Below are 18,349 nucleotides of genomic sequence, written 5' to 3'. Positions count from 1 at the left end.
CTCCCTCAGTTGGGATCAAGCTAGGCCTTAAGTCTTAAGATCGGAGTGAGTCTTAGGGTTAATAGCTGTTGGTCCTCCGATTGGGCGCATGAGCACGCCCACCGACCGCATCATTCTCGAACGTGATTCTAGGGGCGCGCCAGAGGTGGGGCGCGCCGAGGCCACAGGACTCAGGCGACCCAACGTCGCGGGTCGAGCGCGACCGGATCGTCGATCGCCATCTCGTCCCAGTCGAGGTCCGGCGGCGGGCTCGACGCGGCGGCCACCACCGCAGACAGCTCGGCGGCCGAATTGACCCCGACGAGAACGGCGGAACCTTCCGGCCGCGACAGGGCGAAACCCAGGGCGGCCTGGAGCGGATCCGAGCGCCCTTCGGCGATCATGCGGCGCACGCGCGACAGCCGGCCCGAAGCGCCCTTCAGCTGGGCCGGCACGCGATCCGGCGGCAGGAACAGCAGGCCGTTGAGGAAGATCGAGCGAAGATGAACCTCGACGCCCATGCCCGCGATCCGCTGAAGAGAGCCGTCGGCGAGCAGGCGCTGGTCGAGCAGGCTGGCGGGGGCCTGCAGAATGTCGGGCTTGAACCGTTTGGCGACGCCGACCGGGTCGTCGGAGGCGTGAGCGGCGACGCCGACCTTGGCGAACAGGCCCTGGTCCTTCAGCCGCAGAAGACGCTCCCACAGCGCCGGGCCATGCGCGCCGAACAGCTCGGAAGGCGAATGGACGATGATGGCGTCCGCCCGCTCGACGCCCAGGCGTCGCAGCGACGCACGGGCCTCGGCCTCGACATGGTCAGGGCCCCTATCCGCGCGCGTCGCGGCGAGGGTGACACGGAATGGCGTCGGACGCGGCAGGAGCTCGCCAAGCGTGGCTTCGGCGCGGCCGAACAGGCCGGAGGCGTCCAGCACCGACAGGCGCGCGCGGGCGGCGATGTTCAGGATTTCGCGAGCCTCGGCCTCGGGCGAGCGGCCGCGCGGCGCCGACCCGCTGCCGTCCAGGCCGAATTGCGCGGCCGCGAGACCCAGTTTTGAAACCGAAATGGACATGCCATCCGTGCGCGAAATCATCAATCAAAGCCAACGCTACGCCCTAAGGTTTGAACACGAGGTTTCTGGAACCTTGCCGAGGGGTTAAAGTTGGTCCCAATGATGAACCATCGTTATAACGCGGCTTGGCCGATGCATGGCATGGCCGACGACGTGCGGCCGGCTTTGTCCGATGCCCTCTCACGGGGTCCGGCGGCGCTCGCGACCATCGTTTCGTTAGGCGGCGGCGGTCCTCGCCCGGTCGGCACGCAGATGGTGTTCGGCGTGGATATCCTCTCCGGCTTCCTGTCTGGCGGCTGCATCGAGGCCGATGTCGAGGGGCATGCCCAGGCGGTCCTTGCCGATGGACATCCGCGACGTCTGGTCTATGGCGAAGGCAGCCCGTGGCCCGATATCCGCCTGCTGTGTGGCGCACGGGTCGAGGTCCTGGTCGAACGGATCACGACCGATGACGCGGCCGCCACGACGCTGCTCGATCTCGCCCGCCGGAGAAGGCCTGCGTTCTGGGCTAGCGACGGCGCGCGACGAGCGTGCGCCGAGGAACGTCACGCGCTTTGGAGCGGCGCCTTCCAGCGCCTCTACGAGCCGACGCCGCGCCTGATTGTCGTCGGCGGCGATCCCACCGCCTTGGCCGTCGCGAGCCTGGGCGCGCAATCGGGCTTCGAGACCACAATGCTGCGGCCGAAGGGCCCGTCGTCGCCGCCGCCCTTGCCCGGCGTGCGCTATCGTCGCGACGGCGTCGAGGCCGCACTAGCCGACATTGGCTTGGACGCATGGACAGCGGTGGCGGTCTGCGGTCACGAGCCCGAGCAGGACCATGCCGCCTTGCTGGCCGCCCTGCCTTCGGACGCGCCTTATGTTGGGCTCCTCGGCGCCCGGCGGCGCCTGCCCGAACGCCTCGCCCGTCTGCGATCGGACGGGATTTCAACGCGCGACCTCGCCAAGCTACGCGCGCCGATCGGCCTGGATCTCGGGGGCAAGGCCCCGTTCGAAGTGGCGGTGGCGGTGATCGGCGAGGTGATCGCCAGCCGCCCGCCGGCCGCGGCGTCTCATCGCCTCGAAACCTAGGCCGGCGTGGATTCGGCCGAGAAGGCGTTCAGGTCTTCGATCAACGACCGCGCGGCGAGGTCAACCAGCGCGCCGCCCTTTTCGGGCGTCGCCTGAGCAGGATCCGAGCCCATGCGCCCGTCGGCGTAGCGCGCACGGAAATCCAGCGCCTCGCGGATCGGGCCGGTCGGGGCGATCCTGGGCTCGTAAGCCGCCGTCTTGATCGTCTCGGGATAGGCCCACTGGGTCACGGCGATCTCGGACGGCGTCGCATGGCTGCCATGGCCCGTCGGAAACTGGCTGTTGGCCAGGGCGTTGACGCCCGCCAGGTCCCACCAGTTCTTCAGCTTCAACGCGAACGGCGCCCGCGCCTTGCGGAAGCTGTACTCGGCGTAGATCTCGGAGAAGGCGGCTTCGATCGAGGCGACATTGCCGCCGTGGCCGTTCAGGAAATAGATGCGCGTGAAGCCGTGCGCGCCCAGCGAGCGGACCCAGTCGCCGATCGCGGCGATGAAGGTCGAGGGGCGCAGGAAGATGGTGCCCGGAAACGCCAGGTGATGCTGCGCCATGCCGATATTGAAGGTCGGCGCCACAAGAACCTTATCCGTCCGCTTGTGCGCTTCGTGGGCGATGATCTCGGGGCACAGCCAATCCGTGCCGAGGAGGCCTGTCGGGCCATGCTGCTCATTCGAACCGATTGGCACCACCACCGTCTGGCTGGTCTGCAGATAGGTCTCGATCTCGGCCCAGGTGGACAGCGCAAGCAGCATGGGAAACTCCTGAGAAGCGTCCGGCTCGTTTAAGCCCAAAACGGGGTCGGGACACGTAAAATCCCGTATTGCGTCGTGAGCGAACCAAGCGCCATGCTTGCGGCGGGATGAGGGGACACTCGTCCGCGGAGGAAGCGCTATGGCCGACGGCCATGCCAAGAGGGTCCTGTCGGTGCTCGGTGACGGCGCCGCGCCGGCTCTGTCGCCGATCGCGGCGTCATGGCGACGGTGCCTGACCCAGCATCATCTCGACCCGGAAAACCGCAAGCCGCCCGAGACCCTTTCCGGCCTTGAGCTCCGCGTCGCCCAGGAGCGGATGGGATCCTTCCTGGCGGCGGCGCAGGACAACCTCGATGCGCTGTTTCAAGCCGTCGGCGACGCCGGCTGCTGCGTGTTGCTGACCGACGCCGAGGGCGTGCCGGTGGATCGGCGCGGCGCGGAGGGCGACGACCCCGTCTTTCGACGCTGGGGGCTCTGGCAGGGCGCGGTGTGGAGCGAGGCCCGCGAAGGCACCAACGGCATCGGCACATGCCTGGCCGAGCAGCGCGTGCTGACCGTGCATCGCGACCAGCACTTCCACACCCGAAACATTGGCCTGTCCTGCACGGTCGCCCCTCTGTTCGATCCCCACGGGCGCTTGGCGGGAGCGTTGGACGTCTCGTCCTGTCGTCCCGGTCTCGACAACCTGACGGGCATGGTGGAACGCATCGTCACCGACGCGGCGCGGCGCATCGAGGCCCGCGCGTTCCGCGAGGCCTTCCCGACCGCCCGCATCGTCTTGCTGGCCGAGACGGGGGGCGAGCGCGCCTCGGTTCCCATGCTGGCGGTCGATGGCGATGATCTGGTGATTGGGGCCACGCGCGCCGCGCGGACGGCGCTGAGACTGACGGATGAGAGCCTTCGGCGCGGCCTGGCCTCACCCGATCGCTCCGCCGACCTCGACGAGGCCGAGCGCGCCGCCATCCGTCGAGCCCTGAGCCAGGCGGGGGGCAATGTCTCGGCGGCGGCTGGCCTGCTGGGCCTGTCGCGAGCCACCCTGAACCGCAAGCTCAAGCGCCTCGGGCTGGAGCGGGGGCGGGAATTCCAATGAACCTGTCTCAGATCTGAGACACCCCATGGCGGTGGCGCTTCGACGCGACTTCGCTAAGCCCGGAGCCTGGTCGCAAACTTCCCTCCAGAGCCCGCCGAAAAGGCGGCACGGAGGAAACCATGACCAAACCCGAATTCATCGAGTCGCTGTCGCGTCCGCCGTTCAAGGGCCGCTACGACAACTTCATCGGCGGCCAGTGGGTCGCCCCGGCCGACGGCCGCTATTTCGACAATGGCTCGCCGATCCACGGCCGGAAGATCTGCGAGATCGCCCGCTCTCAAGCCGTCGACGTTGAACGCGCCCTCGACGCGGCTCACGCGGCCAAGGCCTCCTGGGGCAAGACCAGCCCAGCCGACCGCGCTCGGATCCTGCTGCGCATCGCCGATCGCATGGAGGAGAACCTCGAGGTCCTGGCCACGGCCGAGACCTGGGATAATGGCAAGCCGATCCGCGAAACCCTGGCCGCCGACATTCCGCTGGCCATCGACCACTTCCGCTATTTCGCCGGTTGCCTGCGCAGCCAGGAAGGCTCGATCTCCGAGATCGACCACGACACCATCGCCTACCACTTTCATGAGCCGCTCGGCGTGGTGGGTCAGATCATCCCCTGGAACTTCCCCCTGCTGATGGCCTGCTGGAAACTCGCGCCAGCCCTGGCGGCCGGCAACTGCGTGGTGCTGAAGCCGGCGGAGCAGACCCCCGCGTCGATCATGGTCTGGGCCGAGCTGATCGGCGACCTGCTGCCGGCTGGCGTGCTCAACATCGTCAACGGCTTCGGCCTGGAGGCCGGCAAGCCCCTGGCCTCCAGCCCGCGCATCTCCAAGATCGCCTTCACCGGCGAGACCTCCACCGGCCGGCTGATCATGCAGTACGCCAGCCAGAACCTGATCCCGGTGACCCTGGAGCTGGGCGGCAAGTCGCCGAACATCTTCTTCGACGACGTGGCCCGCGAGGACGACGACTATTTCGACAAGGCGCTCGAAGGTTTCACCATGTTCGCCCTGAACCAGGGCGAGGTCTGCACCTGCCCGAGCCGCGCGCTCGTGCAGGAGTCGATCTACGACCGGTTCATGGAGCGCGCCCTCAAGCGCGTGAACGCGGTAGTCCAGGGCAGCCCGCTGGATCCCGCCACGATGATTGGCGCCCAAGCGTCCGAGGAGCAGCTGAACAAGATCCTCGGCTACATGGACATCGGTCGCCAGGAAGGCGCCAAGCTGTTGGCCGGTGGCCACCGCAAGGTGCTGCCGGGCCAGCTGGCGGACGGCTACTACGTCGAGCCGACGGTTTTCGAGGGCCACAACAAGATGCGGATCTTCCAGGAGGAGATCTTCGGCCCCGTGCTGGCCGTCACGACCTTCAAGACCGAGGAAGAGGCGCTGGCGATCGCCAACGACACAGCCTTCGGCCTGGGAGCGGGTGTTTGGAGCCGCGACGCCAACCGCTGCTACCGCTTCGGCCGCGGCATCGAGGCGGGCCGGGTGTGGACCAACTGCTATCACGCCTATCCGGCCCACGCGGCTTTCGGCGGCTACAAGCAGTCAGGCGTGGGCCGCGAGACCCACAAGATGATGCTGGATCACTACCAGCAGACCAAGAATCTGCTCGTCAGCTACAGCGCAAAGGCCCTCGGCTTCTTCTGATCCAACTTCATTTTCCGGGCGGCCCGCCCGGGCGCGAGAAACCGTAATGGTCTTCTTGCGCCCGGCGCTTGGCTTCGCCTATTCCGGCGGCAATAATATTAGGGAGTGCGGTGGGTGAGCGACAGCATGCTGTTTCCGGTTCCGAAGGCCTGGGGCGAGCGCGCCCATCTGAACGCAGACGCCCTGGCGGCCGCCCGGCGGCGCGCCGACGAGGATCCGCACGGCTACTGGAAGGATATGGCCAGCCGCCTCGACTGGATCACGCCGCCCAGCAAGATCAAGGACGTCTCCTTCCATGAGGAGGACTTCCGGATCCGGTGGTATGAGGACGGCGTCCTCAATGTCTCGGCCAACTGCATAGACCGACACCTGCGCCACCGCGCCAACGACGTGGCGCTGATCTGGGAAGGCGACGATCCGGCGGCCTCACGCAAGATCACGTATGCCGAACTGCACGAACAGGTTTGCCGCATGGCCAACGTGTTCAAGGCCCAGGGCGTCACCAAGGGCGACCGGGTCACCATCTACCTGCCGATGATCCCGGAGGCCGCCTACGCCATGCTGGCCTGCGCCCGAATCGGCGCGGTGCACTCGGTGGTGTTCGCGGGCTTCTCGCCCGACAGCCTGGCCGGCCGCATCAATGACTGCGACTCCAAGCTGGTCATCACGGCCGACGAAGGGGTGCGCGGCGGGAAGCGTATTCCGCTGAAGACCAATGTCGACACGGCCCTGGCGCATTGTCCCGGGGTGGAAAAGGTGCTGGTTGTCACCCGCACCGGCGCCAGCGTGCCGCTGACCGCCGGCCGCGACATCATCTACGAACACGCCGCCGCCAAGGCCTCGATCCACTGCGCGCCCGAGCCGATGAACGCCGAGGACCCGCTGTTCATCCTCTACACCTCGGGCTCGACGGGGAAGCCCAAGGGCGTGCTGCACACCACCGGCGGCTATCTGGTCTGGGCCAGCTGGACACACGAGGTGGTGTTCGACTACCGGCCCGGCGAGATCTACTGGTGTACGGCCGACGTGGGCTGGGTCACAGGCCACACCTACATCGTCTATGGCCCCCTGGCGAACGGCGCGACCAGCGTGATGTTCGAGGGCGTGCCGAACTATCCCTGCAACAGCCGCTTCTGGCAGGTGATCGACAAGCACAAGGTCGAGATCTTCTACACGGCCCCGACGGCCCTGCGCGCCCTGATGCGCGAGGGCGAGGCGCCGGTCGAGCGCACGTCGCGCGCCTCGCTGCGGCTGCTGGGCAGCGTCGGCGAGCCGATCAACCCAGAGGCTTGGCTCTGGTACCACCGTGTGGTGGGCGAGAGCCGCTGCCCGATCGTCGACACCTGGTGGCAGACTGAAACCGGCGGGACCCTGATGACCCCGCTCCCCGGCGCCGACGCGCTGAAGCCCGGCTCGGCCTGTGGCCCTATGCCCGGCGTGAAACCCGAGCTGGTCGACGCCGAGGGCGTGGTCCTGGAGGGCCCGACCGAGGGCAACCTGGTGATCACCGACAGCTGGCCGGGCCAGATGCGGACCGTCTATGGCGACCACCGCCGCTTCTTCGAGACCTACTTCTCGACCTATCCTGGAAAGTACTTCACCGGCGACGGCTGCCGCCGCGACGCCGACGGCTACTACTGGATCACGGGCCGCGTGGACGACGTGCTCAACGTCTCCGGCCACCGCCTGGGCACCGCCGAGGTCGAAAGCGCCCTCGTCGCCCACCCGCGTGTCGCCGAGGCCGCCGTCGTCGGCTATCCGCACAACATCAAGGGCCAGGGCATCTATTGCTACGTGACCCTGAACGCAGGCGTGACGCCGAGCGACGCGCTGCGCAAGGAGCTGACCGACTGGGTCCGTCGCGAGATCGGCCCGATCGCCACGCCCGACGTCATCCAGTGGGCGCCGGGCCTGCCGAAGACCCGCTCGGGCAAGATCATGCGCCGCATCCTGCGCAAGATCGCCGAGAACGAATTGGAAAGCCTGGGGGACACCTCGACCCTGGCCGACCCCTCGGTGGTGGACGACCTCGTACAAAATCGCGCCGGCGCGTGAGGCCTGACGAAAATCACGCCGAAGCGTTAGCTTTGGCGTGATGCGCCCAATCGCTCTTGCCTGCAGCTTCTGTCTCGGCCTGGCCACGTCGGCCGTGGGCGCCGAGAACAGCGAGCGAGACGACACGGTCGCGGTTTCCATGCGGCTCGACGACCAGGGGCATGGGGTCGTCCGGGCGCGAACCGAGATCGCCGCGTCCCCCGAGACCGTCTACAAGACCTTGCTCGACTGCGATCGCGCCGCACGGATCATGCCCGGCGTGCGCAGATGCAAGGTGCTGTCCACCGACCCGCTGGGCCAGATCCGCGAGCACGTCGTCCGCTTCAGCGTCTTCCTGCCGCCCGTGCGCTCGACCTCGCGCGTGACGCTCGAACCAAACCGCATGATCCGCTTCACGTGCGTCCAGGGCGATATCCGCGCCTGCGAGGGGGCGTGGCGGTTGACGCCGATCGACGGCGGCCGGCGCACACAGGTGGACTATGACTTCTGGGCCAGCCCGCCGTTTGGTCTGCCCATCGATCTGGTGGGCCCCATGATGCGACGGGACGCGCCGGCCGCCCTCCGGGCGCTGCGCCGCGAGTGTGAGCGGCCGTGACGACTAACCCGCCTCACGCGCCGGAGGGCCTGATGCTGTTCGACGGGGTTTGCAACCTCTGCAACGGCGCGGTGCGGACCGTGATGGCGATCGACCGGCGGGGCGTGGTCCGGTTCGTCCCTTTGCAGACGCCCTATGGCCAGCGGCTGGCCGGGAGCCTTGGCATTGACCCCCACTCGCCCGATAGCCTTATTTTCATCGACCAGGGCCGGGCGCTGACCAAGACCGCGGCGTTCGCTGCGATCCTGCGGCGCATGCCCCGGCCCTGGCGTTGGCTGGCCGTCATCGACCGCCTGCCCAGACGCCTGACCGATGCAGCTTATGACTGGGTTGCGCGTCGTCGCTATCGCCTGTTCGGGCGCCGCAAACATTGCGTCGTTCCCTCCCAAAGCCAGAGAGCAAGGTTCCTGGTCGACGAGCCCTAGAACAGGGCCGCGACGCTCTCTGCGCTGTAGGGCTTTTGCAGCACCGGCGTGTCCCGGAAGCGGTCGGGGAAGGCCCCGCTGTCGCCGAAACCCGTTCCGAACGCGAAAGGCACGCCGGCCTGCTGCAGCGCCTCAGCCACCGGAAAACTCGTCTCCGCCCCAAGATTGACGTCGAGGATCGCGAAGGGCGGCAAGCTTTCGGCCAGGACGTCCAGGGCTTGGCCGACGCTCGAGGCGACCGTCACCTGCTTGACACCCAGGCGGAGCAGCATGTCCTCCAGGTCCAGCGCGATGATCATGTTGTCCTCCAGCACCATCATCCGCTCCGGCACCCGAACAGGCGTATCGGCGCGCCTGGCCCTGGCGGCGGTCGCCGCCACGCCCTCCGTCGTCACGTAGCGCGCGGGGATCCGGATCCGCGCCTGGAAGCCTTCGGGCCGGTAGTCCAGGGTGACCTCGCCGTCCAGGTCGTGCGGGATGGAGTGCTCGATGATGGTCGAGCCGAAGCCTCGCCGAGTCGGCGGCTTGACCGGCGGCCCGTCGCGTTCGCGCCACTCGATGACCAAGTCGCCCCGCGCGTCGCGCGTCCAGTCGACCTTCACGTGCCCGCGCTGGTCGCACAGGGCGCCATACTTCGCCGAGTTCGTCATCAACTCATGGATGACGAGCGACAGCAGCGAGAAGGCGTCGGGCGCCAGGGCGGTCGGCGCGCCCGTAAGCCTTACGCGATCGGCCCTGTTGCTCAGATAGGCCTCGGCTTCGGCGGTGATCAGGTCGCTCAGCGCGCCAGGACCCCACTGGTGCCGCGTGATCTGGTCATGCGCCCGCGCCAGGGCCTGGACGCGCCCTCCGACCACTTCCGCGAACTGCTCGACCGTCGAAACGCCCGCGCGGCTCTGGCTGATCAGGCCTCGGATCAAGCCCAGGATGTTGCGAACCCGGTGATTGAGCTCGGCGATCAGCAGTTCCTGCCGCTGGTTCGCGCGCTGGCGCTCCTCGTCCGCGAGATCGGTCAGCCGGAAGACGATTTCCAGGAGGCTGACCCGCATGCTTTCGGCCAGGAAACGCTCGACCTGGGTCCAGGGACGGCTCTGCCCCCGGACGGTCTCTTCCCAGGCCTCGAAGCTCTTGCGGGGGGTCAGGCGCTCGCCGAGCGGCCCGACTTGAACCAGCTTGGCGGGCTTGCCGGCCCAGACCACGGTCTGGGCCTGCTCCTTGCGAAAGAAAATCAGATAGTCACGCGGGGCGCGCGAAAGCGGAACCGCCATCATGCCCGCCGCCTTGCCCGCCCAGGAAGCCGCCGACGGCAGCAGCGCGGCGATCTCGTTTGTGGCGAATACCGAGTGGGTGTTCTTCTCGCGCAGCAGCCGGATCAGCGCATGGACATTGCTGGCGTCCGGCGTGGAGTCGCGCAGGGTCAGCCGCCCCTCCAGCCAGAGCGCCAGGCCGTCGCAATGGACCAGCCGGCACAGGTCGTCCAAATAGGGGCTCAGCGTGTCTGCGCCCTGCGGCGCGCCGACGACGCTCGCCATCATGCGATCGTGGAGGGCGCGGGCTTCGGCCTGACGGCGCGTCTCGATTTCCCGCTCCCGGCTCTCCAGCGTCAGGGAAAACAACTGCCCGAATAGTTCCGCGGCCGTGCGACGCTCATAGCTGATGTGCTTGGGGCCGTAGTGGTGGCAGGCGAACAGCCCCCACAGCTTGCCGTCTCGCAGGATGGATATCGACAGCGAGGCGCCCACGCCCATGTTGCGCAAATACTCGATGTGAATGGGCGAGACCGCGCGCAGCATGCTCATCGACAGGTCGACGGGCTCGCCGGTGACGCTGACCGGCGGCACGATCGGGGAAACCTGGGCGTCGATGTCGGCGATGATCCGCAGCCAGTTCCGTTCGTAAAGCGTGCGCGCCTGGACCGGAATGTCCGACGCCGGGTACCGCTGGCCCAGGAAGGAGCCGATCCCCGGCCGCACGGACTCGGCGATCACCTCGCCGGCGCCGTCCTGGCTGAAGCGGTACACCATGACGCGGTCGAACTCGGTTAGGGCGCGCACCTGACGCGCGGCCTCGTGACAGAACTCCTCGAAGGTGGGGCGGGCGGCGATCCGCGCGGTCATCGAACGCACCGCCGAGGCCGCTTCGATCAGCGCGTCGGCCTGGCTAGGCTCCCCCTCGATGATCAGCATGCGTCCGGAATAGTGCAGGGCGAGGTCGAAGTCCTCGCCGCCGTCCGACAGCGGCAGGCCGAAGATCCGCTCGACCGCATCGGCGCCGCGCATGATCTGCAGACGACCGCGGACTGCGTGGATGGCGTGGCCGCTCAGGACCTGGGCCAGGGGCTTGCCAATCAGGTCCTCCGGCGAGGTCCCCAGATACCGCAGCGTCGTGGTCGAGGCGTGAACGATCAGCCAGTCCGTGTCGACGGCGAGCAGAAACCCGAAGGGCTGCACTGAGCCCAGGATATGGATCGGCTCGCGATCGCAATTGGTCAGGTCGACTTCAAATCCGGGCATCGACGCCGGCTCGGACATTCGAAACTCCAGGCGACGCGACGGTCTGGAACGCGGCCGCGAAACACCGGAAACCATATCGCGCACCGGCGACGGCCTCGTCTGTCCGAAAGCCGACTTTCCGCTGCGACTCCAGCCATTCCAAGAAGGATCGCCAGAGATTGAACTCCTCGCCATGAGTCAGGTAGCCGGTCGGCAGCGTGGGACCGGAGCTGCGAACCCGGCGCGCGATGAACCTCGCGCCCAGCCTTGAGCCCTCGAGGACGTAGAGGACTCCGACCGCGAACGCCTGGGAGAACGCGGGCTGAGCCTCCAAGGTCGGGATGGGAAGGTTCATCGCGGCGAGGTCGTCGTGGAGAACGGCGCGCCGGCTACGGCGGGGCCAGTCCGCCAGCCAGGTCTCCACGCCATCACGCTCCAGCGCCAGTTCCAACGAAGTCAGAGCGCCGGCCGAGGCCGAGAGAAAGCGGCCGTAGCCAGAAGCGCTGTCGAAATCCAAGGCCGCGGCGGTCTGGTCCAAGGCCTGATGGTCGCCGGCCGTCGCAGCGCGCAAGCGGTCGCGTAGCAAAGTGTCAGGCAATCAGACCCCCGGCGTCCGCCCCCCACGAGCGGGAGACGGAGATAACCGATTCTAACGACCCACCGGCCGTCCGGTTCCGGACAGATGACAGCTCGGTAAGGTTTATCTCGAAAACGACGATGCTAGGGTCCGCCTTAACTGTCCAGGAGTTCCTCGCGCATGATCCGCACCGCCAAGCTCGCTCTCGTGGCGACCGCTCTCTCAACCACGGCGCTTTCCCCGCTGGCGCAGGCGGCGACCACGCCCGCGAAGCCAAGAGCCGCATCCGTCGCCGCCAAGAGCGCGGCCGCGATCAAGGCCCCGCCAATCGTCTACCAGCAGCGCGTTTTGCCCAACGGCATGAAGGTCTTCACCTCGCGCGACGCCACGACGCCCAATGTCTCGGTGCAGGTGTGGTACGGCGTGGGCTCCAAGGACGATCCGCGCGGCCGTTCGGGCTTCGCGCACCTTTTCGAACACCTGATGTTCAAGGCCACGCGCAACATGCCCAGCGAGACGCTGGACCGCCTGACCGAGGATGTCGGCGGCTTCAACAACGCCTCCACTTGGGACGACTTCACCAACTATTACGAAGTCGCGCCGGCCAATCACCTCGAGCGCCTGCTGTGGGCTGAGGCAGACCGCCTGAAGTCGCTGGTGATCGACGAGAGCGTTTTCGCCTCCGAGCGCGACGTGGTGAAGGAAGAGCTGCGCCAGCGCGTGTTGGCTGACCCCTACGGGCGCTTCTTCGCCCTTTCTATCCCGCAGCAGTCGTTCACGACCCACCCGTACCAGCGCCCGGGCATCGGATCGATCGAGGAGCTGGACGCAGCCACGGTCGATGACGTCCGCGCCTTCCACCAGACCTACTACCGGCCCGATAACGCCGCCCTGATCGTCGTCGGCAATTTCGACCAGGCCAAGCTGGACGCGATGATCGACCAGTACTTCGCCGGCATCGCCAAGCCGGCGGGCGACATTCCGAAGATCTCGGTCATCGAGCCGGCCCGCACCGGGCCCAAGACCGTGAACACCTACGGCCCGAACGTGCCGCTGCCGGCCCTGGCCATCACCTGGCTCGCCCCCGCGGCCGCCGATAAGGACGCGCCGGCCCTAACGGTGCTGGACGCCATCCTGTCGGCCGGCAAGTCCTCGCGCCTCTATGACAGCCTCGTCTACGAGCAGAAGATCGCCCAATCGGTGTTCTCCAGCGCGCCCAACAACGCCCAGCCAGGACTTATCTCGGTCGGGGCCATCATGGCCGGCGGCAAGACGGTCCAGCAGGGCGAGACCGCCCTGCGCGCCCAAGTCTCGCGCCTGCGCGACGGCCTGGTCACGCCCGCCGAACTCTCCGAGGCGAAGGCCGGCCTGCTGGCTGACGCGGTGCGCAAGCGCGAGGAGATCGACGGACGCGGCTTCGCCATCGGCTACGCCCTGATGACCGAGGGCGACGCCGCGCGCGCCAACACCAACCTCGCCGCGCTTCAGGCGGTGACCGCTGCGGATGTCCAGCGCGTGGCGCGGAAGTACCTCGCCGACGACAAGCGTACGGTGATCCGCTACCTGCCGGAGAAGGATCGCCCGGTCGGGGAAAAGGACGCCACGCCGCCGATCCCGAAGGTGGCCTCGGTGAAGTACGACGGTCCGGTCACGACGCTGGCGCCCGAGGGCGAGCGCCAGGCTCCGCCGCCGATCGCCGCGCCCGTTCCGGCGGTGATGCCGACACCAGCGGAACGCACGCTGTCGAACGGCCTGCGGGTGATCGTCGCAAAGTCCAGCGACCTGCCGCTGATCACCGCCGACCTGACGGTGCGCGGCGGGGCCAGCTCCGATCCCAAGGGCCTAGCGGGCGTCTCCAGCTTGACCGCCGAGCTGCTGACCGAAGGCACCGCCACCCGTTCGGCGACCCAGGTCGCGCGTGAGACGGAAGCCCTGGGCGCTAATCTGGAAGCGGGCTCGGGCTGGGAGGCCGCCTCCCTGACCCTGAGTGTCACGGAAAACAACGCCGCGCCCGCCATGGCTATCATGGCCGACGTGGCGCAGAACCCCGCCTTCGCGGCCGCCGAGCTCGACCGCGTGCGCGCCGAGACCCTCGACAGCCTCTCGGTCGCCTATCAGCGGCCTGGCAGCCTGGCCAGTTTCGCGACGGCCCCGGTGCTGTATGCGGGCTCGGCTTACGGCCACGTCGCGGGCGGCACCCCTGGGTCGCTGCCGAAGATCAAGCGCACCGACCTCGCCAAGACCCACGCCGCCTACTGGCGTCCCGACAACGCGGTGCTGGTGCTGACCGGCAACCTGACGCCGGAGGCTGGCTTCGCCCTCGCCGAGAAGGCGTTCGGCGGCTGGAAGAAGCCGGCGACGCCGCCGCCGGCGACGGCCGCCGCGCCGACCGGCTACCAGCCGCGCAACGTCGTCATCGACCTGCCGGGCACAGGCCAAGCCGCGGTGGTGCTGGCCAAGCCGGCGATCAGCCGAACCGCCCCGAACTACTATCAGGGCATTGTGGCCAATACGGTGCTTGGCGTCGGCTTCTCGTCGCGCCTGAACCAGGAGATCCGCATCAAGCGCGGTCTTTCGTACGGCGCCGGCTCCAGCCTGACGCCGCAGGGCCGCTTCGGCGGCTTCTCAGCCCGGGTCCAGACCAAGAACCCGTCGGCGGGCGAGGTCGTCTCCCTGACCCGCGCTGAGCTGACCCGCCTGGCCGCCGAGCCGGCCACCCCGAGTGAGCTGACCGCTCGCAAGTCGGTGCTAGTCGGCAGCTTTGGCCGCGACCTGGGCACTTCCGAAGGGCTGGCCAATATCCTGGGCAATCTCGCCGTCTATGGTGTGCCTCTGACCGAGATCCAGGCCTATGCCGCCAAGGTCGAGGCGGTGACGCCGGACGAGGTTCAGGCCTTCGCCAAAGCCCAGCTGGATCCGGCCCAGATGAGCGTCATCGTGGCCGGCGACGCCAAGGCCATGGGGGAGGACCTCACCAAGGTCGCGCCCAACGCCAAGGTGATCCCGGCGGCCAAGCTCGATCTGGACAGCCCGACCCTGGGCAAGTGAGGAGGGGTCTGGAGCGCCGCGACGGCGCGGCGCTCCAGACACATCGCAAGGCTACTTCGACCTCGCGAGCAAGTCGCGGATTTCGGTCAGCAGCTTTTCTTCGGGGGTCGGCGCCGGCGGCGCGGCCGGTGCGGGCGTCTCGGCGTCCTTGCGGCGGATCTCGTTGACCAGCTTGACCAACAGGAAGACCACGACCGCGACGATGAAGAACTGGATCACGGTGTTGATGAAGGCGCCGTACTGGATCGCCACCTTCTCGACAGCGTCGGTCGCCGGGTCCTCGGGGCGCAGCACCCATTCAAGTTTTGAAAAGTCGAGCCCGCCGGTCAGAAGGCCGATCGGCGGCATGATCACCTGATCGACCAGGCTCTTGACGATGCCGTTGAACGCCGCGCCGATGATCACGCCGACGGCCAGATCGATCACGTTGCCGCGGGCGATGAATTCGCGGAATTCCTTGACGACGCTCATGACCGGTTCCTCCTGGCCTGTCCGAATTGAACCGGAGGCTGGAGGCGTTCGCGGCGCCGGGTCAAGCCCGGCCCCTAGCCCTATTCGTCGCCGTCGGCGTTCAGGCGGGCGCGGAGCTCTTTGCCGCTCTTGAAGAACGGCACGTGCTTGGCCCTTACGTCGACGGCTTCGCCCGTGCGCGGATTGCGGCCGGTTCTGGCCGGGCGCGAGCGGACCGATAGCGCGCCAAAGCCGCGCAGCTCGACCCGACCGCCGTCTTCCAGGGCGCCGATCATACGCTCCAGGATGACGCTCACAACGCGCTCGACGTCCTTCTGCGTCAGGTGCGGATTTTCATTCGCGAGCCTGGCGATGAGTTCAGACTTGATCATCGATATCCCCGGAGCGCCCTTTCAAGAACGAGGCGCGAGCGGACCTTTGCCCAACGAGGGCTGAGTCTTCAAGGGGTTGCGTGAGATTCACGAGTCGAGCCCAGCGATTGCCCACGTTCATGAACCCTTTGGCGCACGGACGATCTGAGGCTCGCCGGCGAGGCGACGCGCGATCTTGTTCGCCTCCTCGGCCTGGTCGAAGGGCAGTTCGCGCGCAAGGCTGCGGCTGGACTCCGAGAACCGCGCGACGCCGTCCTTCAACTCGGCGGTCTGTATGATCTCGCGGTTGGCCAGACGCCCCGTCCAGTTCACCCCCTTGACGGTGAAGCCAGCGCCCTTGTTAGGCAGGACGATTTCCGTGGCGGACGTGGCATAGGCGGGGAAGACCGTTGCATAGGGCGCATCGGCATTCAGGCCAGGCTCGCGTCGCGGGAACGCCAAGGCCTTGCCCGCCCCCGAGCCCGGAATACGGAACTCGCGAACGCCAAGGTCGTCGTTCAAGCGCCAATCGAGATCGGCCGTGCCGCCGATCTTGATCTTGGCCTCGCCGCTTGGAGCAACTTCGAAATCGATCGACTCGATGTTCACCCAGCTGAGGCTGGCTGAGGCGCTTTGCTTGAGACCGCGTTCGATATCGGCCCGCGGCGCCGTCCGCAGGGCGCGCGCCAGGCCCAGCGCCGCGTCCCCGCGGATCGTGGTCGTCATGCTGATCGGCGCAGGCTTGTCGAAGCCGCCCGAAGCGTCGATGCGCACGACGCTTTCGCTGTCCGGCTTGCTGAGCGGACCCTGGACGATCTCCTCCAGCGAAGCGCCCTGCGAGCGCACGGGCAGGGCCCAGCGGAACGGCGGCGGCCGCAGGCCATCGATGTCGCCGACATCCCCCGTCCGCGTACCGTCCAGCCAGTAGCTCTTGCCGGCGATGCGCGCCCGAACCAGAACGTGGTTGAACAGCGAGGCGGATGGCAGCCGCTCCTCCAGGCCATCGCCACCGTTCGTGGACACCAGGACCGGCTCGGCCTCGACGCCCAGTTCGCGCAGGATGGCTAGCAGCAGAACCGTCTTGCCCTTGCAGTCGCCAAACCGGCGCGACCACGTCTCCTCGACCGAAGCGGGCTTGTAGCCGCCCTCGCCCATGCCGAGGAACAGATAGCGGGTCTTGTCCTCGACCAGCTGCAGCGCCTTGAAGGCGCGGACCTTGGGGTCCGTGCTGGCCGCCGCGATCGCGGCGATCTCGGGCCGCAGGGACGAGTCGGCGGGCAGTTCCGAGGCCTTGCCATACAGCGGCGCCATGCGACGGGAGATATCGTCCCAGCCTGTGTAGGTCGTCGCTTCGAGCATGCCCAGGCGCTGGAAACGAGCAGGTGCGCCGACGGGCCCCTTCGGCGCCTTGACGGTCGCGACGTCGACGAGCAGCTCGTTGAGCTTGCCCGCCTTGCCGACCTTCGGCTGCGGGAAGCCGAGGCTTGCGCGCCAGGTCAGCGGCGTCCCCTCCGGCCACAAGAGACGGGCGCGGAAGCGACCCGCCACGCCGGTCCAACCCATGTACTCGAAATCGCCCGTGCGGCCGCCGAGAAGCGCTTCCTTGTGTTCGCGGGTGTAGGACCAGTCGACGACATCGCCGACCTGCAGGTCCTTGATCTGGATCGAGGCGGTCATGCGCCCGTCCAGCATCGCCCGCTCGAGGTTTTTCTCCCGTCGCAGCACCAGCACATCCTGGCCTTGCTTGAGAAGATCGATCCGCTGGTCGCCGCGGATGATGGCTAGGGTGTGGATCGTGACCTTGTCGCGGACGGGATCCCAGGTGACCGAGCGCGAACCGCCCTGCAGCCCCTCGCTCTTCAGAATCTTGACGACGCGCCGGCCATAATAGACCGAGCCGGTGTTGTCGTGCTGCGACTGGTTGTCGTCCAGCAGCACCTGGGTCGACGGCGCCTGGTCGTCTGCGGGCGGCGGCGGAATATCGGCCACCTGCACCCACTTGGCCGGCGGCCCGTAGCTGGGCTTCTCATCAGCCCACGCTGCGCCAGCCATAACCACGACCGTAGCCGCGACAAGCGCCGCACCTTGGACGCCACACACGCCGAGAACCCGCACGAACGCCTCCCCCAACTCAACCCATGGACGTTGTGGCAGGATTTCATGCAAAAGAAAACGGCGGCTGGACCGCTCCAGCCGCCGCCAACTTCAGCTCCAATGGAGCAGAAGCTTATTCCTTGTTGGCGCGCTCGCGCAAAGCGGCGCCCAGGATGTCGCCCAGCGAAGCGCCGGAGTCCGACGAGCCGAACTGCTCGATGGCTTCCTTCTCTTCGGCCATTTCCAGCGACTTGATCGACAGCGAGACGCGGCGCGCGGCCTTGTCCACGTTGGTGATCTGAGCATCGATGCGATCGCCGACGGCGAAGCGCTCCGGACGTTGCTCCTGACGGTCGCGCGACAGGTCCGACTTGCGGATGAAGGCCGACATCGGAGCGTCGTCTTCACCGAAGCGGACTTCGATGCCGCCCGAGGTCACTTCCGTGACCGTGACGGTCACGGTCTGGCCCTTGCGGTAGGTATCGCCCGACATCGGGTCGCCGGCCAGCTGCTTGATGCCCAGCGAGATGCGTTCCTTCTCGACGTCGACGTCGAGAACCTTCGCCTTGACCACGTCGCCCTTCTTGTAGCGAGCCATGGCTTCTTCGCCCGGGACGCTCCAGTCGATGTCCGACAGGTGCACCATGCC

Annotated in this window: 15 protein-coding genes; 7 read left to right on the top strand and 8 right to left on the bottom strand. The window is 67.6% G+C overall.

What is annotated here, in order from left to right; genetic code table 11:
* Positions 1–170 precede the first annotated feature (170 nt).
* Positions 171–1,046, bottom strand: a complete 876-nt coding sequence (locus DI526_RS19920; RefSeq protein WP_304281628.1) for a bifunctional regulator KidO — start codon at positions 1,044–1,046, stop codon at positions 171–173.
* 141 nt (positions 1,047–1,187) lie between these two features.
* Here DI526_RS19920 and DI526_RS19915 point away from each other — a divergent pair, with 141 nt between their 5' ends.
* Entirely contained in the window at positions 1,188–2,114 is a 927-nt protein-coding gene (locus tag DI526_RS19915; protein ID WP_304281625.1) for an XdhC family protein, read from the top strand.
* Here DI526_RS19915 and DI526_RS19910 read toward each other — a convergent pair.
* Positions 2,111–2,863 (bottom strand): creatininase family protein, encoded by a 753-nt coding sequence (locus DI526_RS19910; RefSeq protein WP_304281623.1) that lies wholly within the window; start codon positions 2,861–2,863, stop codon positions 2,111–2,113. The genes DI526_RS19915 and DI526_RS19910 overlap by 4 nt on opposite strands.
* A gap of 139 nt (positions 2,864–3,002) precedes the next feature.
* On the opposite strand from DI526_RS19910, the gene DI526_RS19905 reads away from it, so the two are divergent.
* The 5 genes from DI526_RS19905 (at position 3,003) to DI526_RS19885 (ending at position 8,668) form a co-directional block, all read left to right on the top strand.
* Positions 3,003–3,953: a GAF domain-containing protein gene (locus DI526_RS19905; RefSeq protein WP_304281620.1), complete on the top strand. Its 951-nt coding sequence runs from the start codon at positions 3,003–3,005 to the stop codon at positions 3,951–3,953.
* A 119-nt stretch (positions 3,954–4,072) separates the two neighbouring features.
* On the top strand, positions 4,073–5,593 hold the full coding sequence (gene adh, locus DI526_RS19900; protein ID WP_304281617.1) for an aldehyde dehydrogenase: 1,521 nt from the start codon (positions 4,073–4,075) through the stop codon (positions 5,591–5,593).
* Positions 5,594–5,719: 126 nt separating this feature from the next.
* On the top strand, positions 5,720–7,648 hold the full coding sequence (gene acs, locus DI526_RS19895; RefSeq protein ID WP_304281631.1) for an acetate--CoA ligase: 1,929 nt from the start codon (positions 5,720–5,722) through the stop codon (positions 7,646–7,648).
* A 40-nt stretch (positions 7,649–7,688) separates the two neighbouring features.
* Entirely contained in the window at positions 7,689–8,243 is a 555-nt protein-coding gene (locus DI526_RS19890) for an SRPBCC family protein (protein ID WP_304281614.1), read from the top strand.
* Positions 8,244–8,275: 32 nt separating this feature from the next.
* The gene (locus DI526_RS19885) at positions 8,276–8,668 is read left to right on the top strand and encodes a DUF393 domain-containing protein (protein WP_304281613.1); all 393 of its coding nucleotides are present in this window, start codon (positions 8,276–8,278) and stop codon (positions 8,666–8,668) included.
* On the opposite strand, the gene DI526_RS19880 is transcribed toward DI526_RS19885, so the two are convergent.
* On the bottom strand, positions 8,665–11,199 hold the full coding sequence (locus DI526_RS19880; RefSeq protein WP_304281609.1) for an HWE histidine kinase domain-containing protein: 2,535 nt from the start codon (positions 11,197–11,199) through the stop codon (positions 8,665–8,667). The two genes, DI526_RS19885 and DI526_RS19880, sit on opposite strands and share 4 nt — an antisense overlap.
* A complete protein-coding gene (locus tag DI526_RS19875; protein WP_369692058.1) occupies positions 11,168–11,731 on the bottom strand; it encodes a biliverdin-producing heme oxygenase in 564 nt (187 codons plus the stop codon). The genes DI526_RS19880 and DI526_RS19875 overlap by 32 nt, the downstream gene beginning before the upstream one ends.
* Before the next feature lie 186 nt (positions 11,732–11,917).
* Between DI526_RS19875 and DI526_RS19870 the strand changes: the two genes are divergently transcribed.
* On the top strand, positions 11,918–14,785 hold the full coding sequence (locus DI526_RS19870; protein WP_304281604.1) for a pitrilysin family protein: 2,868 nt from the start codon (positions 11,918–11,920) through the stop codon (positions 14,783–14,785).
* Between the two features lie 51 nt (positions 14,786–14,836).
* Here the strand turns inward: DI526_RS19870 and mscL are convergent, their stop codons facing one another.
* The 4 genes from mscL to DI526_RS19850 all read right to left on the bottom strand — a co-directional run.
* Positions 14,837–15,256, bottom strand: coding sequence for a large-conductance mechanosensitive channel protein MscL (gene mscL, locus DI526_RS19865; RefSeq protein ID WP_304281601.1), 420 nt, complete (start codon positions 15,254–15,256; stop codon positions 14,837–14,839).
* Between the two features lie 80 nt (positions 15,257–15,336).
* The gene (locus DI526_RS19860; protein WP_304281599.1) at positions 15,337–15,627 is read right to left on the bottom strand and encodes an integration host factor subunit beta; all 291 of its coding nucleotides are present in this window, start codon (positions 15,625–15,627) and stop codon (positions 15,337–15,339) included.
* A gap of 117 nt (positions 15,628–15,744) precedes the next feature.
* Positions 15,745–17,658, bottom strand: coding sequence for a DUF3857 domain-containing transglutaminase family protein (locus DI526_RS19855; RefSeq protein ID WP_304281597.1), 1,914 nt, complete (start codon positions 17,656–17,658; stop codon positions 15,745–15,747).
* A 175-nt stretch (positions 17,659–17,833) separates the two neighbouring features.
* The coding region (locus DI526_RS19850; RefSeq protein WP_304281595.1) for a S1 RNA-binding domain-containing protein at positions 17,834–18,349 on the bottom strand (516 nt) is incomplete at its 5' end.

Origin of the sequence: Caulobacter segnis, from assembly GCF_003243465.1 — a bacterium.
GTDB lineage: Bacteria > Pseudomonadota > Alphaproteobacteria > Caulobacterales > Caulobacteraceae > Caulobacter > Caulobacter segnis_A.
Note: the sequence above shows the minus strand (reverse complement) of the source record. Positions and strands in the feature narration are given on the sequence as shown.

Bases quoted from the DNA above. Each gene is read 5' to 3' on its own strand.
- adh (WP_304281617.1), top strand. From the start codon at position 4,073: ATGACCAAACCCGAATTCATCGAGTCGCTGTCGCGTCCGCCGTTCAAG.
- DI526_RS19870 (WP_304281604.1), top strand. From the start codon at position 11,918: ATGATCCGCACCGCCAAGCTCGCTCTCGTGGCGACCGCTCTCTCAACC.
- DI526_RS19910 (WP_304281623.1), bottom strand. From the start codon at position 2,863: ATGCTGCTTGCGCTGTCCACCTGGGCCGAGATCGAGACCTATCTGCAG.
- acs (WP_304281631.1), top strand. From the start codon at position 5,720: ATGCTGTTTCCGGTTCCGAAGGCCTGGGGCGAGCGCGCCCATCTGAAC.
- mscL (WP_304281601.1), bottom strand. From the start codon at position 15,256: ATGAGCGTCGTCAAGGAATTCCGCGAATTCATCGCCCGCGGCAACGTG.
- DI526_RS19920 (WP_304281628.1), bottom strand. From the start codon at position 1,046: ATGTCCATTTCGGTTTCAAAACTGGGTCTCGCGGCCGCGCAATTCGGC.
- DI526_RS19905 (WP_304281620.1), top strand. From the start codon at position 3,003: ATGGCCGACGGCCATGCCAAGAGGGTCCTGTCGGTGCTCGGTGACGGC.
- DI526_RS19880 (WP_304281609.1), bottom strand. From the start codon at position 11,199: ATGTCCGAGCCGGCGTCGATGCCCGGATTTGAAGTCGACCTGACCAAT.
- DI526_RS19855 (WP_304281597.1), bottom strand. From the start codon at position 17,658: ATGGCTGGCGCAGCGTGGGCTGATGAGAAGCCCAGCTACGGGCCGCCG.
- DI526_RS19915 (WP_304281625.1), top strand. From the start codon at position 1,188: ATGGCCGACGACGTGCGGCCGGCTTTGTCCGATGCCCTCTCACGGGGT.
- DI526_RS19885 (WP_304281613.1), top strand. From the start codon at position 8,276: ATGCTGTTCGACGGGGTTTGCAACCTCTGCAACGGCGCGGTGCGGACC.
- DI526_RS19890 (WP_304281614.1), top strand. From the start codon at position 7,689: ATGCGCCCAATCGCTCTTGCCTGCAGCTTCTGTCTCGGCCTGGCCACG.
- DI526_RS19860 (WP_304281599.1), bottom strand. From the start codon at position 15,627: ATGATCAAGTCTGAACTCATCGCCAGGCTCGCGAATGAAAATCCGCAC.